The 14315-nt window shown below is 50.0% G+C and carries 10 protein-coding genes; 6 read left to right on the plus strand and 4 right to left on the minus strand.

All coding sequences use genetic code 11. The features are described from left to right. The first annotated feature begins 467 nt into the window (after window positions 1–467). Complete coding sequence (locus EL645_RS17210; protein WP_161977432.1) at window positions 468–1949, plus strand: serine/threonine-protein kinase; 1482 nt, start codon at window positions 468–470, stop codon at window positions 1947–1949. Continuing rightward, window positions 1918–3450, plus strand: coding sequence for a hypothetical protein (locus EL645_RS17215; protein ID WP_126551661.1), 1533 nt, complete (start codon window positions 1918–1920; stop codon window positions 3448–3450). Before EL645_RS17210 ends, EL645_RS17215 begins: the two co-directional genes overlap by 32 nt. Window positions 3451–3525: 75 nt before the next feature. On the opposite strand, the gene EL645_RS17220 is transcribed toward EL645_RS17215, so the two are convergent. Both EL645_RS17220 and EL645_RS17225 read right to left on the minus strand, forming a co-directional pair. Next, a complete protein-coding gene (locus EL645_RS17220; protein ID WP_126551662.1) occupies window positions 3526–4239 on the minus strand; it encodes a TPR end-of-group domain-containing protein in 714 nt (237 codons plus the stop codon). Window positions 4240–4750: 511 nt separating this feature from the next. Beyond that, window positions 4751–4999 (minus strand): sulfurtransferase TusA family protein, encoded by a 249-nt coding sequence (locus EL645_RS17225; protein WP_126551663.1) that lies wholly within the window; start codon window positions 4997–4999, stop codon window positions 4751–4753. Between the two features lie 760 nt (window positions 5000–5759). Between EL645_RS17225 and metG the strand changes: the two genes are divergently transcribed. Continuing rightward, window positions 5760–7343: a methionine--tRNA ligase gene (gene metG / locus EL645_RS17230; protein ID WP_161977433.1), complete on the plus strand. Its 1584-nt coding sequence runs from the start codon at window positions 5760–5762 to the stop codon at window positions 7341–7343. A gap of 1176 nt (window positions 7344–8519) precedes the next feature. After that, the gene (locus tag EL645_RS17235) at window positions 8520–9380 is read left to right on the plus strand and encodes a glycosyltransferase family 2 protein (RefSeq protein WP_246035390.1); all 861 of its coding nucleotides are present in this window, start codon (window positions 8520–8522) and stop codon (window positions 9378–9380) included. Between the two features lie 90 nt (window positions 9381–9470). On the opposite strand, the gene EL645_RS17240 is transcribed toward EL645_RS17235, so the two are convergent. Further along, complete coding sequence (locus tag EL645_RS17240) at window positions 9471–11273, minus strand: serine/threonine-protein kinase (protein WP_126551665.1); 1803 nt, start codon at window positions 11271–11273, stop codon at window positions 9471–9473. 170 nt (window positions 11274–11443) lie between these two features. Continuing rightward, on the minus strand, window positions 11444–13126 hold the full coding sequence (locus EL645_RS17245; protein WP_126551666.1) for a tetratricopeptide repeat protein: 1683 nt from the start codon (window positions 13124–13126) through the stop codon (window positions 11444–11446). 578 nt (window positions 13127–13704) lie between these two features. Between EL645_RS17245 and EL645_RS39345 the strand changes: the two genes are divergently transcribed. Next, complete coding sequence (locus EL645_RS39345; protein WP_161977434.1) at window positions 13705–13890, plus strand: hypothetical protein; 186 nt, start codon at window positions 13705–13707, stop codon at window positions 13888–13890. A 23-nt stretch (window positions 13891–13913) separates the two neighbouring features. Continuing rightward, on the plus strand, window positions 13914–14180 hold the full coding sequence (locus EL645_RS17250; RefSeq protein WP_161977435.1) for an MOSC domain-containing protein: 267 nt from the start codon (window positions 13914–13916) through the stop codon (window positions 14178–14180). The last annotated feature ends 135 nt before the right edge of the window (window positions 14181–14315 follow it).

Here is a 14315-nt window from a genome sequence, read left to right on the forward strand (position 1 = left end):
AATTTTAACCTTTTAACCGCAGGGCTTTTTCATGTTCCTCTTTGACGCCTGTGGTGCTGGAGTGGGAGTGTGGAGTGTGTGGTGGTGGGCGGCCGCGGCGCCCACCACCACACACTCCACACCTGAAAGAATGTCCATCTTATTGCTTGTTAATGATCTCTGGACGGATATGAAAAAGCCCTGTTTAATCCCAGATACATCATAATGTGTAAATGTAAGCACTGGCAAGGACGTATATATATTATCATGGTCTGTGTCGCCTATGTATACACATTGTAGCGCAGTAGCATCATTTGCGCGTGCAATTGATGAGATAAAGGCAATTGGAAAATACACAGGATTGTACGTCTAAATAAGTGTGTGATCCTGTCTGGTTGTCGCTGGGAGTCGGGGCGCACAGGAGTTAACAGTATTCATATGCTCTGGGTTATTGTCAGGGTATAGTTTTAGATAAAGGGATGGAACACATGTTTGGTTTGAGCCATACCGGGTTCCTGGCACCTCAGTCTCTCTTATTCCAACGCTATCAAATTATTGCTCTAGCTGGTCAGGGTGGCATGGGGGCGGTCTACCAGGCTCTTGATACCTATGAGAATAATCGTGTCGTGGCTATCAAGGAGATGAGCCAGATCAACCTGCGACCCGAGCAACTCGCTGATGCGCAACAACGCTTTCAAGGCGAAGCCCGTCTATTGGGTTCACTACAACATCCCAATCTGCCTCAGGTCTATACAGCTTTTAATGAGAATGGTCGCTCATACCTGGTGATGGAATTTATCTCTGGCAAGACGCTATTAGAATTGCTGCAAGAGAGTCCGACCGACTGGTTATCAGCCGGACAGGTTGTTGGGTATGCTCTGCAGTTATGTGCTGTTTTGAGATATTTGCATGAGCATGTGCCACCGATCGTTTTCCGTGACCTCAAGCCTGGCAATGTGATGGTTACTAACCAGGGGCGTGTCTACCTGATCGATTTTGGTATTGCGCGCCTGTTTAAGCAGGGGCAGCGCTTTGATACGGAGTCATTTGGTTCGGTTGGTTATGCGCCACCGGAACAGTTTGGTCATGGTCAGACCACACCACGTTCAGACCTGTATAGCCTGGGGGCTACCCTGTTTGCCTGTCTGACTGGCCGCTATCCTAGCGATAATCAACCCACTCCATTCCACTTCTTGCCGGTCAGGGACTATAATCCATCGGTTCCTGTAGAACTGAGCAACCTGATCCAACAACTGGTCGCGACAGACGCATCCAAACGTCCAGCCAGCGCTGATGAAGTATACTGGCAACTGCATGCTTTGCAACAACATGGTGTTTCTACCACGACACCCATGCATAGCAGCAATCCATTTTATGATGCAAAGACGGCCTATGCCGCGCAATTTGGTGGCTGGATGCAGCGTTATAATAAGCTGCCCGGCAAGCCGGGTCTCTGGTTAAGTCTGCTCATAATTCCATTTCTGGCTCGGCTGTATGGCAGCATAAAGAGCAGGCTGACCCCGCTGTCGCTTCCACATTTCAAGCGCTGGTTGGTTGCCCTCCCGGCACAGCTATTATATGTGATAAAGAACATCCCAACCTATCTACCCCTGAGTTTCAGGCCGCCAATCTGGACATGGCGTTTTGTCCTGCTCTTTCTGGCGCTCGCCATTGGCCTCACTGGAGGCAGCATCTATGCTCTGCTCGGACTACATACCTCGGTACATATGATGCTACTGTGCCTGTGTATAGTGCTCCTGGGCCTTGTTATTCTGGCGCGCACTAATAAAATGATCCGCAATGCTCTGACCCGCAATATATTGACTGCCTTGATTATTGCCTTATTAGCCGTCTGCCTGGCTCTTCCTGCCTTCAGACGTACAGTCGGTATTAAACTCGATCCGTTTCGGCCAGGTAGTAGGCGCGGCCATCTTTCTATTGATTGGTGTCACACTCTGGCGCAACGATAAATACGCTATCTGGGCCAGCCACCTGGCGCTTGGGTTGATCGCGCTGGTGTACGCCTGTCTCGCGTATAGTCACGGTGGAGACGCACTGGGGGCTCTCTTTGTAGGGGCCTCAGCTATGGCACTGCAATTTATCAATGGCCTGCTGGTTGTATGTTTATTTGGATGTGCCCTCTGCTCTTTTATGCGGGTGGGGAGAGCCTATGCCTGGTTGGATCGCGTAATGATCTTCATTGTTGCTATCGCGGCAGCAGCATTGCAACTCCACCTGGGTAGCCTTGATGAACTGGCTCAGACGCCGCTGGCCGCCATCATGTACTGGATAGGGAAGCCTGGGGGAAATCAAGACCTGGTATTCAATGTCTTGTTGGGCTGGGGACCACTATTCATCGCGCTATTATGGATCTTTCTCGTTTCTAGTTCTACGCGCCTGGGACGCCTTTCCCTGGTTGTGCTCTCCTTACCTGCTATGCTCTTGCAAAACACATTAGGAAGCACCCAGACGGCATCTCCTGTACCGATCTTATCAAGCCTGTTTGCGACCCCTTTTGTCTCTTTGCTCAATGTCAACCAGCTGGTGGTTTATGGGCTACTGGTTTTAGGCTTGATCCAATTCCTGCGAACGCGCCGTTTTTTCACACAGCTGGAACGCATCAGCATCTACCTGGTTGCCCTGATGGCCGCCCTGTTACAGATTGCGATCTGGTCCCATGCCCCCTCCGCATTAGCCGCAGATCCGCATGTCTTACCCGGCTGGATGGTGTCGCAGCAGGTTGGGATGGAGATCGTAGTAGGGAATCAGGTGGGGGCCGTACTTTTCCTCTGGTTTATCATTGGCATCGGCGGTGCCATACTGGGGCGTGTAATCTGGCGCAGTGTCAAACAGGCCAGGCAGGAGAATAATATAGATCGGTGGAAGCTGCAGAGCTGGAACTGGGCATTGATTGCCATGCGCCTGGAGCACCTGATGATCTGGATCACTACCTTGATGCTGGTACTGGCCCTCCCCTTTTTCGGGGCTACCTCTGCTCCGCTCTCATTTGTTCTGGGTGGCAGCATACTGGCCGTGGATATCAATCAACTGGTCTGGTGGTTCCTGTTGTTTCTGCTCGTGGTTGGACTGTTTCGTCTGGTGCGCCCATTTAGTGGCTGGGATCGCTGGCATATGCTCTGTAACATCCTGACGATGGCGCTACTCTTCTTCGGCCATAGTAGAGGGGGTGGAATGGACCAGCACGTCAGTATCATCGCCTGGTTTACCGCGCCACATATCATCCTGCCCTTCTATGTGGCAACCGCCGGGCTGGTTATGATTGCCCTGGGAACCCTGCTCTGGCTCAAGCGAGCATTTCTGCCCACCGAACAGACCATTCTCTGGCTCTGCTTTGGGCTGGCACTACTCTGCACCTTCCTGCAGCTAATCAGTCCGCTCTTCTTACTCGCCGCCTGCATCTTCCTGTTTCAGGGTATCCTGTTCGTCATGCGCGTAGAGCGTGTCCACTAAATCATCAACAGGCAGGTAACCAGTATAGAATGTTTCTATGGTGCTACCTGCCTGTTGTTTAATCAGGCTGCAGTACTACACAATTTGATCGAGTGGGAGTGCAACCAGGTCTGAGTCAGTCCGTGCGAATTCCCTGGTTGCGGGATAGAGTGCGAATGCTTGCTGCAAGGTTGGGACCACCTTCTCCAATTGCGTGTGGGTAGCGTAAAAGCAGGCCAGATTATACAGCATATAGCCTTTCAAGGTTTCAGGCACTTCAGCATCCACGACTCTACTGGTCCAAATTTCATATATTTCCTGAGCTCGTTCAAGCTCATGACGCTCGCTCAGGTAGTATGACAGATGAATCTGTGTATGTTCGTAGCAATTGCCCATGAATGAAGTATAGAGCGGCTCTCCACCATGTACCCAGTCGAAGCGATTAAAGGCTGTTAGATCTTCTTCTGTCAACTGCCCGGCAATCGTGATGAGGTTTATATAAACTTGATCAGATTCGGAAAGGATCTCTGACCAGCTCCGATAGCGATTCTCTTCGAAGACAACAGGGTTTATTTGCTCAAAGTTTAAGGACTCGGGCTGTGGCTCCTGACACAAGAGGGCCTGCAACTTGAGTACGAGGCGCTGCCGCCAGAAAGTCAGGTGGGCCACATGGTCTTTGGCAGACCAGTAGTCCGGTTCGCCGATATTATTCAGTTCGGCAGCAGGCAACGCCTGAAAAAAGGCATTCTGGCTGCTCTGAGCCTGGCGTAAGAGCTCAAGCAACAGGGGCTTAAAAGTAGGTTGGGTCATGCATGTTATTCCTTACTTCTTTTTTGAAACAGTGAAAAACAGAGAGCACACGCAGCTCTGTAAAAAGGCATGGAGATTGTACAGATGGAGGCAATGCACTTGAGAGAAATGAAGGCGACGAGCGTCTGTTGACCAGCAGGCCTTACCTTAGAAACACTGTATCAGAAGCGTGGAACTTGCTATATGTCTAAAGATCAATCCATATACAGCTATTAGTGAATCAGCAGCAGCAGCCTCTAACGAATGAAGTGCAGAGCCTCATTGCAGAAATGATCATATTGTTCATAACTTGCACCTCCTTTCAACTTTGAAAAACGCGATTTAACAGCTTAAGTATACCAGAGTATTGTAGTGCCTTACAAGGCAGAAGCTGGTTGCGCAGGGCTTTTGATTGCTCCTCTTTAGCGCCTGCGGCGCCGGGTGTGGAGGGTGTGGTAGGCGGCTGCGGCCACCCTCCACACCCGAAAGAATGTCCATCGTCTCGCTTGCTCATGATTCCCCGGTAATTTTATCAGGAGCGTTTTTTCTGAATAAGGTATTGATTCTCGATTAGATTGGCTTGTAACAATGTATTTCCCGTCGTACGGCTCCAGACCTTGATATCCAGGGGGGCGGCCGGATCATTCGCAATAACAAGCAGAACCTGGCCGGGGGCCAGATCGACGAGGGCATCCGCGATATTTTCCAGCAGGCGACTGCAGCCTTCTGTCCCCAGGTCAAGTATCTTATCCGGCCTTATCGTTGTGTTTGAACCTTCCATGTTTAGAAGCCTTTCGCGAGAAATTATGTAGGGCTGGTATCTTCAGAATATAGTTCACATCTCGATACACATTGTGATCGTGACGCCAGGGGGACACGATCAGGTTTTTTTTATTGTAACATATGATAGAGGTTAACTGGGTGTTTATTTATGACAATGTTGATCAAGTTTCTATGGAAGAAATGGGTATCCTTATTGGCTGCAGAGCTTTTTCATGGTCGCCCAGAGATCACGAGCAAGCGATAAACTGTACATTTTTTCAGGTATAGAGTGGGCGGCCGCGGCCGCCCACTCTACACACTCCACACTCCCAACCCGGCGCCGCAGGCGCCCAAGAGGAAAATGAAAAAGCCCTGACCTGGCTGGCAAGAAACTTGACAAAAGAGGACGGCTGTAGCTACACTTAAGGTAAGTACTGTTCAATAGAAGTTACAATTCATATCTTCTGTCCCTGGCTGTACTCGTTAATAGCGTGTCACATAAGGAGTGAGTTCACTTTGCAACAAACGCAGCATGGTTCTATTTCTATGATGGATGCAATGCGTTTCTGGATGTCTATGCCTCAGATGATGATGGCTATGGCATGCAGCAGAGTGTCATTTACCTCCCACTATCCACATGCTGGGTATCAGCGATGGTGATTGCTACAGAAGTGTAGATATTAAAGAGGAGCGTAGATGACACCATCTACGCTCCTCTTTCTTTTTGAGTTTTTTGCTTGCGGGCAATGAGGCATAGTATTTGTGATGAGGGTTGCATTATGACACAACAACACCTAGAAGAAAGCGCGGAGAATAGTAGTCCAGAAAGCTACTATATTACGACAGCTATCGATTATCCCAATGGCGCTCCCCATATCGGCCATGCATTGGAGAAGGTCGCGGCTGATGTCGTGGCGCGTTATCATCGATTGCGTGGGCATGATACTTTTTTTAGCATGGGCATTGATGAAAATAGCCTGCATGTATTATTAAAAGCCAATGAGCAGGGGGTAGAGCCGCACCTGTGGGTTAACATGCTGGATGAAACATTCCGGCGCGCCTGGAAGGCATTGGACATCTCTTATGATTATTGGATTCGCACGACCGAAGAACGCCACCTGCGAGCCTCGCAGGAGATGTTCCGACGCGCAGTCGCCAAAGGGGATATCTATAAAGACACCTATTCCGGCTGGTACTGTCCAAATTGTAATACTTTTTACACGACCGAAGAATTAGTCGGGGGTCGTTGTCCCAACCACCCTTCGTTGTCGCCTGAATGGCTTCATGAAGACAACTACTTTTTTGCATTGTCCAGATACGGCGAGCGTTTACTGGCCCACATTGAGGCCAATCCAGAATTTATTGTACCGGCATCGCGTAAAGCAGAGATAGTCTCCTTGATTCACCAGGGGCTGCGTGACTTCTCGGTATCCCGCCTGGTCCGCCCTGGCATTGAAGGCTGGGGTATTCCAGTTCCCGATGATCCTAAACATGTTATCTATGTCTGGTTTGATGCACTCACCAATTATCTAACGGCCGTAGGTTTTCCTGATGAGGAGCAGAAATTTCAGCATTACTGGCCCGCAGATGCGCATGTAATCGGCAAAGATATCACCCGTTTTCATTGTCTCTACTGGCCCGCCATGCTGCTTTCAGCAGATTTGCCGCTGCCCAAGCAGATTCCCGTGCATGGTTTCCTCTCAATTGAAAACCAGCGCATCTCCAAGACCCTGGGCAACGTAATCGATCCTGTTGAGCTTGTTGAGAAGATTGGTGTCGATGCTGTACGTTACTATCTGGCGCGCAACCTCTCGTTTGCCTCGGATGGGGACTTTTCGCGCGCTGGCTTACTGCGTTTCTATAATGATGAACTGGGGAATGACCTGGGAAACCTGCTGAACCGCGTCGTCTCGATGATTAAACGCTATCGTCAGGGCAACATTCCCAGCGCTGGCGAAGCCGGTATCCCTGAAGTAGAACTGCAAAATATGGTTATCGCGACACGCCAGAAGGCTCAGGCAGCGATCGAGAACTGGGAAATTGGTCAAGGGCTGAATACCATCTGGAGTTTAGTGCGCCGCGTTAACCAGTATATTGAGCATAGCGAGCCCTGGAAGCTAGCTAAACAGGCTGGCGAAGAGCAGCACCTGGATACTGTTTTATACTCAGCCGCTGAAGCGACGCGCATCCTGGCCATCTTGCTGGCTTCATATATACCCGGGTCAAGTCACCGTATCTATGAGCAACTAGGATTGCCGCCTTTTCAAGCCGGTGCGTGGGAACATGACACAGACTGGGGGAGCGTATCTCTCAGCCAGGTCGTCCCTGCCCCCTGCTCTTCCCACGCCTTGATCCTGATGTAGCGTCAGCGCTATAGGCTCTAACCTTCTTTCAGGTGTGGAAAGTGTGGTGGGCGGCTGCAGCCTCCTCCCACCTGTAAAGATAGAGATGACCGGCAAGCACTAATAGGCCCATTTTTTGAGGTGAGGAGAGAGTGTGGTGGGCGGCCGCACAATGCCGTTGCGAGAAAAAGAATTTGAGCTCAAACATGGGATGGGAGCTTGCTCCCCCTTTTCCCTTCCTGTACGAAAAAGCGACAAGAAAGACGATGTCATAGGTTCGGGCCTCAGCGCCCGATTGCCCCACCGGTAGAGGGGCCCGGTCTCCTCGCCGCTCGGTCTCTTGCCACCGCTACCTTGACCCACGCGGTGCCCAAACGCATGGTCCGTGTTTGGGCACCGCATGAAGGAAGGGCGAATACCATGGGGTGCTTCAGATACCGGGCCGCCCTACCGGGGCGGCAATCGGGCGCTGAGGCCCGAACCTATGACATCGCTTTTCTTGTTGCCTGGATGCTCAATGAAAGGGAGGGGCTTGTCGTCCGATCGCAATCACCATGTTTGAGCTTTTCTGCTCTCAACGGTATTGGGCGGCCGCAGCCGCCCACTTCACACTCTCTCCTCACTCCCAACCTGGCGCCGCAGGCGCCCAAGAGGAACATTTAAAAGCCCCGAAAGAATATAGCGTCATTTTCATGAAACACAATTATATTGTATAATTGTGTTTCATTGTATTTCATCCTGTTTGATAGAAATCCAAATATTACGTCTAAGTGAGTGTGGGTGGAAATATAATAGAACTCGTTCCGGTCATTCTTAGAAGGCAAGGGACATTATGGGTACATATCTAGTGACATTCTTCACTATCCTCTTAGTGCTACTTGGCGCTGTTCTTGTACATCTCTGGTTAGGATTTCATCGATCCCGCAGATATAGACCTTATACTAAGTCAGATTTGAAGCCAGGATTGCCCCAATTAGATGACATCATTTTTGAATAAGCATTATACTATTCCATCCTCTCTAAGGCAGGAAGTGTGTTGAACCTGTTAGAGAGGATGTTCTGTTTTTTTGGCATCCACTGGTAGACTAATAGTGTGATACATGAAACGCATTATGTATGATATCTTTTCGTGCCTTGCGCGATCATGCAGGTCTAATATAAGCGCTGCCTCACGTGGTGGAAGGGAATGGAGAACGTATGTCATTAGTGAGTATAGCTACAGGTATGTTTGCAATGTCATCTATGCACAACCAGCCGGCACAGGTTGGTGTGTTAGCGGAGCAGCATGTGGCACCGCTGCCAACCAGGGCTGATGAAGTGCATCTCTCCCATAGCTTATCAGTGGTATTGCCAGCTTATAATGAAGAAGCTGTCATTGAGAAAACAATAACGACAGTTGTGGCTGCCTTGAAAAAGTGGACCGATGACTTCGAGATTGTGGTAGTGAACGATGGAAGCAAAGATCATACACGCGATATTATCGAGCGTTTAATCGGGGATGAGCCGCGTATACGTCTGATGCAGCATTCCGAGAACCGAGGCTATGGTGCCGCCCTGGTCACCGGTTTTCATACCGTCAGCAAAGATCTGGTCTTTTTTATGGACTCGGATGGGCAATTTGATATCGACGATCTAGAACACTTTTTTCCCTTGATTGAAAAGTTTGACGCCGTCCTGGGCTATCGCAATCCCCGCCATGATCACTGGATGCGTAAATTAAATGCCTGGGGCTGGAAACAACTGGTGCGCCTGATCCTGGGCGTGCGGGTACGTGACCTGGACTGTGCTTTTAAGCTCTATCATGCTGAATTCTTTCAGACACTGAATCTGGAGACTCGTGGTGCCATGATTAATGCAGAGATCATGTATAAGTTTAAGCGCGAGGGCTATACATATGCTCAGGTTGGCGTTAAGCACTTGCCGCGTCAGGAAGGGCAGGCCACCGGCGCGAAGCCACAGGTTATTGTTCGTGCCTTACGTGAGCTCTTTGTTTATGCCCGTAAGTGGAGGCGTGAAGAGCAGTTCAACCAGAGCAAGCATATGGCTCTGCCCAAGTAAGCAGGCCAGAAAACACCCGGCAACCCGCTTTCCGCTGCCAACAATGATGCTGCAAGTGCTGATGAGAAAACGGGTTGCCGGGTGTGGGGCTTAATTTTTTAAGCCCCAGCGATTGGCACGACGACGGGCCTTTTGTGCTTCTTGCGAATTCCCCAGAGATTCATAGACCTCAGCCTTTAATAGCCAGGCCCGAGCATAATTTTTATCCATTTCGGTAGCTTCATTTAAAGCATCCAACGCGGCTTTATTGTGCCCCTGGCGGATCAATCCCTCCGCTTTATTACACCAGGCGACCGCACTGCGAGGATTGATCAACAGCGCCCGTGTATAAGCATCGACGGCCCCATTAAAATCGTGCAAGCTAGAGCGAGCATTGCCCAATCCATTCCAGGCGTGGAAGCTGCGAGCATCAATTTTAAGTGCCTGCTCATAAGAGTTCCAGGCCTCCTCAGGCATATTCATATCTAGCTGTGTATCAGCCTTGCCATTCCAGGCAGCGACGTAGAGAGGATCCAGCGACAGGGCTCTTTCGAAATGGACCAATGCCTGTTGATAACGTTGCAGCCGATTTAGTACCAGGCCAGCGCTGACCCAGACCACAGCATTATTTGGCTCGATCTCCGTAGCTCTTTGATAGGACTCAAGGGCCTTGCGATAATTGCCTTGATTATAGAGTGCCGTTCCCTTTCCATTCCAGGCATAGAAATTAAATGGATCCATACGTAGAGCCTCCTCATAAGCCATCAAGGCCTGTGAGTATGCCTGTTGTTTTAGATATTGATCACCCTCGCGACACTTTTCTCGAATACTGCCCGTACTGACGTTCGCGCGCGATTGATACTGCATATTCTGGCTGAACTGATTGTAGCTACTACTGGGTAGTACCTGGCCCTTATTTGTGCTCCTTAGATGTGAATTGGTACCGTTATTGGCCTGGGACGAATGCGTTACATGGCGTGGCAAGACAATCACATCGTCCATTGCAGAGCCAGACAGAGAATTGCGCGACTTAGGGCCGGGTCGATACGCATAGTCAAAAGCGCGCATAAATTCCATCATATCTGCATAGCGATCTTCGGGGCGGCTTGCCAGCGCTCGCTGCATAACAGTATCCAGGATAGGTGGCAACTCAGGATTTAGAGAAGTCACCGCAGGGATAGAGCCACCTCTTGGATCCAGTGGATGGTAACCGGTCAGCATCTCATAGAGCACGACCGCGCTACCGTACTGATCGCTGCGTGGATCAACGATGCCGCTACTTTGTTCCGGGGCCATATAGCCCACAGTACCGCGGACAGTAATAGTCTTACCGACTCGGGCACCTGGTTCTAAAGAACGTGCAATGCCAAAGTCAGTAATCACCAGGCGATAATCCTCCTGGTGGATCAAAATATTTTCAGGTTTAATATCACGATGAATAATTGGGCGTTGACGGGTATGAGCATAATACAATGCCAGAGCGAGCTGATGGAAGTTATGCGTAACCTCCTGAATCGGCAATGGGCCATTGACCTGTGCCAGTCGGGTTCGTAAAGAGCCAACCGTATACAAAGGCATGACGAGAAAGACGCTTGAGCCATCCTTGCCATAATCGAGTATGGGAACGATGTTGGGGTGATCCAGCGTCGCAGCGATCCGTGCTTCACGCAGGAAATGATCGCGTTCATTGGGTGTAGTTTTACTGGGTAACAGCACCTTGATAGCAATGTGACGAGATAGATTTTGATCTATACCACGAAATACTGCCGCGTAGCCACCTTTGCTTAACAAAGCCTCCACCACATAACGGCCAGCCAGAGCGGTGTCGAGTAACGGCAGTGCACATGCTCTACAAAATAAATCGCTGTCCCGGTTGTCATATCCGCAGTCAACCTGATCGGCGCAGCGTCGCATTCCCTCCTCCGTGTCGCGAGACACCCTTCATAGGTGTCGAGATCTAAGGGCACCTGGTCAGTGGCACCGCTGTTTTATTCTAGAGATGGTTGTAGGGACGGGGACAACCTGACTGGTACGGCATTGACCACTATCACCAGGATAGCTTTGCCGTAAACGTGATCTTTGTGCTAGAGTCCCTGTGCTTGTTTGGCTTGTTGATCGAGTGAGCGTGCCCAATCGCGGCATGTTAGTGCTTCTTGCTTACGTCCTAGCTTTTCGAGAACGACTGCCTTATTGTACCAGGCATCTGGTTCCTCGGGAGCAAAGGATGTTGCTTGATCTAACGCAGCCAGGGCTTCGTCGAGCCGCCCAAGTGCAAAGAGAGAAAGTCCTTTATTATTCCAGGCGGCAATATAATGTACGTCGAGAGCCAGGGCACGGTCAAAAGCGGCGAGTGCTTCCTGGTGGCGCTGTAACTCATGCAACAGACTTCCCTTATTATACCAAGCCGAGATCAGTCCGTCATCATATTGTAAAGCATGGTCATACGAATTAAGCGCATCTTCGAACATTCTTAGTGCTGCTAATACATTGCCTCGATTATACCACGCGCCAGCTAATGTTGGGTCAAGTGCTAACGCTCTATCATAATCATTAAGTGCTTCCCCAAAACGACGCATATCGCGCAGGTCGTTGGCCTTATCAAACCAGCTTGTTGCACTGTTGGGCTCAATTTGTGTCGCCTGTTCGTGTAGTACCAGCGCCTGTTCAGGCTGTTTTAAGCGGCGCAGAATATTGCCTTTGGTATCCCAGAGCGATGCCTGGCTATCATCCAATGCGAAAGCCCGATCGATGGCGATCAGCGCCTCATCATAGCGATGCAGGCTGTAGAGGGTATCGCCCATCGCCTGCCAGACCGTACCCTGCTGGGGATCCAGGAGCAATGCTCGATCAAAAGCCACCAGCGCATCTTCGGCATAGCCTTGTTCCGCCAGGGCCATCCCACGTCCACTCCAGGCATAGACATAATCGGGATCAAAGGTCAGGGCCTGATCATAACAATACATCTCCTCATCATAGCGTTGTAAATCGTGGAGTACGCTAGCGCGTGAGGTCCAATGCTCGGGATCATTTGGACTGAGAGAGATAGCCTGGTCATAGGCCTGTAATGCCTCTTCAGCCCTGCCCAGGTGGAGCAGGGTCGCCCCTTTTCCGCTCCATGCTTCGACCGAGGCCCCATTTTGCCGGGTTGCCATCTCATAAGCTGCCAGGGCCTGCTCATAGCTACCATGTTCATAGGCCAGGTTCCCCTCCACCAGCCAATCGCGTACGGCCGGTCCCGGGGTTGGCCAGGGTGCCGGAGTCGGTTGGGGTGTGTTGCCTGGTACAGCAATACGTATCCGCGTTGTATCTTCATCCTCAATGCCACTATTCGATGGCGTCTGTGGAAATAAATCACTGGAGAGACGATTCACAAAGCGGGACAAGGAAGATGGCTGTGGAGTAGAGTCCGGAGCCGTTTTCACCATATAGACAACTGGCCCATCCTGTCCATAGTCAATCACTCGAATACTACCAGGATCACTGACATGGGTAGAGAGCGAAACCGCTAGCTCCGCATCCTGCAAAAAATCATTCTGCTCCTGTGTATTTGTATCTTTAGGAATCAATGCGCGTACCGTCACTGTGTGGCGGGTCTGCAGATCAGTGGCCTGGAAGGTGACCGTCCCACGATCTTTGCCAATCAAGGATTGAATTTCGTAACGGCCCTGTAGCAAGGTACCCTTGACCGGAATACCGCAACGTGAACAGAAGCGTGCCTCATCTCGATTGTCAAATCCACAACTTTTGAAGTCCAAACACTTCCCCATGACCGTCCTTCCTCCCTGTCCTACACATAAATATTGTGCATAGCATATATTGTTTCTCTACTGTAGCGAAAGTATTGCCGCCTTGTCAATATAAGTAGTGCCCACTTATCCAGCTCTGGAAGAGCGAGATTGGAGCACATCAGTATTATTGTTTTCCCATAGTGTACCACCAAGCGCAATGCATTGCTGTGCTTCTGGATCTTCTGTTAGCCCTTTTATCTTGTTTCAGGTAGTATAGCGTGCCCAACCAGGTTTTCTATTGACTTCGTTAAATGTATCTTCTATACTCCCACTGTAGATGGCCTTGAATGGAACATTTTATATATTTCCCAGCTTTCTCACAGCATTTTAAACTTACTCTCTGTTGTATATACGCTCATCACAGCGCTTTTGATCTATTGTTTTACAGGATAGGGCATTATCGCCAGCTTTTGTGTTTAACGGAGTGCCATCTGGCGACCGAACACTGATCGCCTCCATCTACACAGGTATAGTATGCTAATAGCAATACTATTAAATAGCGTATATGATGGGCAAATAGTTTAGGCAACAAGAAGTTTTAGCAAGGAAGAAAAACTATGGCTGAAAAAATATGGTGGGAAGGTGACGTAGTGGCTTTGTATATCGCACCGGCCGCTGACGAACCGATGCAAGAGATCACCAATGTTCAATTAGTAGAAGGCAAAGGCATTGTCGGCGATCGCTATTACGCGAAAACTGGCACCCACTCTGGCCCGATGAGCAGTCCTATGATGTCACTTTAATTGAAAGTGAAGCCTTAGAGGGCGTGCAGATAGAAAACAAAGTCGCGGTGACAGCGGCAGATATGCGGCGCAATATTGTTACGCGAGGTTTTTCCCTCAATCACCTGGTAGATCGAGAGTTCCGTATTGGTGAGACGGTGCTACGTGGCCAGTCCTTATGCGAGCCATGTCCTCATTTAATGGAACAGACCAGTCACAAAGTCGCGGTTGGCTTCATTCATCGCGGCGGACTCGGCGCAAAAATTATTTCTGGTGGCACCATCGGTGTTGGCGATCGCATTCACGACTAAGCTAAGCAGGCTCCCGCCATCGGCACGGCGACGTGTCGATGTATTCATCTTTTTTTTGGTTTCCATAAATTTTTGTGTAAATCGCCATATTTCTGTGTTTTTGCGCCTGTAATGCTCGTTTTGTATGGCTGTATA

The organism is Dictyobacter kobayashii, from assembly GCF_003967555.1.
Classification (GTDB): domain Bacteria; phylum Chloroflexota; class Ktedonobacteria; order Ktedonobacterales; family Ktedonobacteraceae; genus Dictyobacter; species Dictyobacter kobayashii.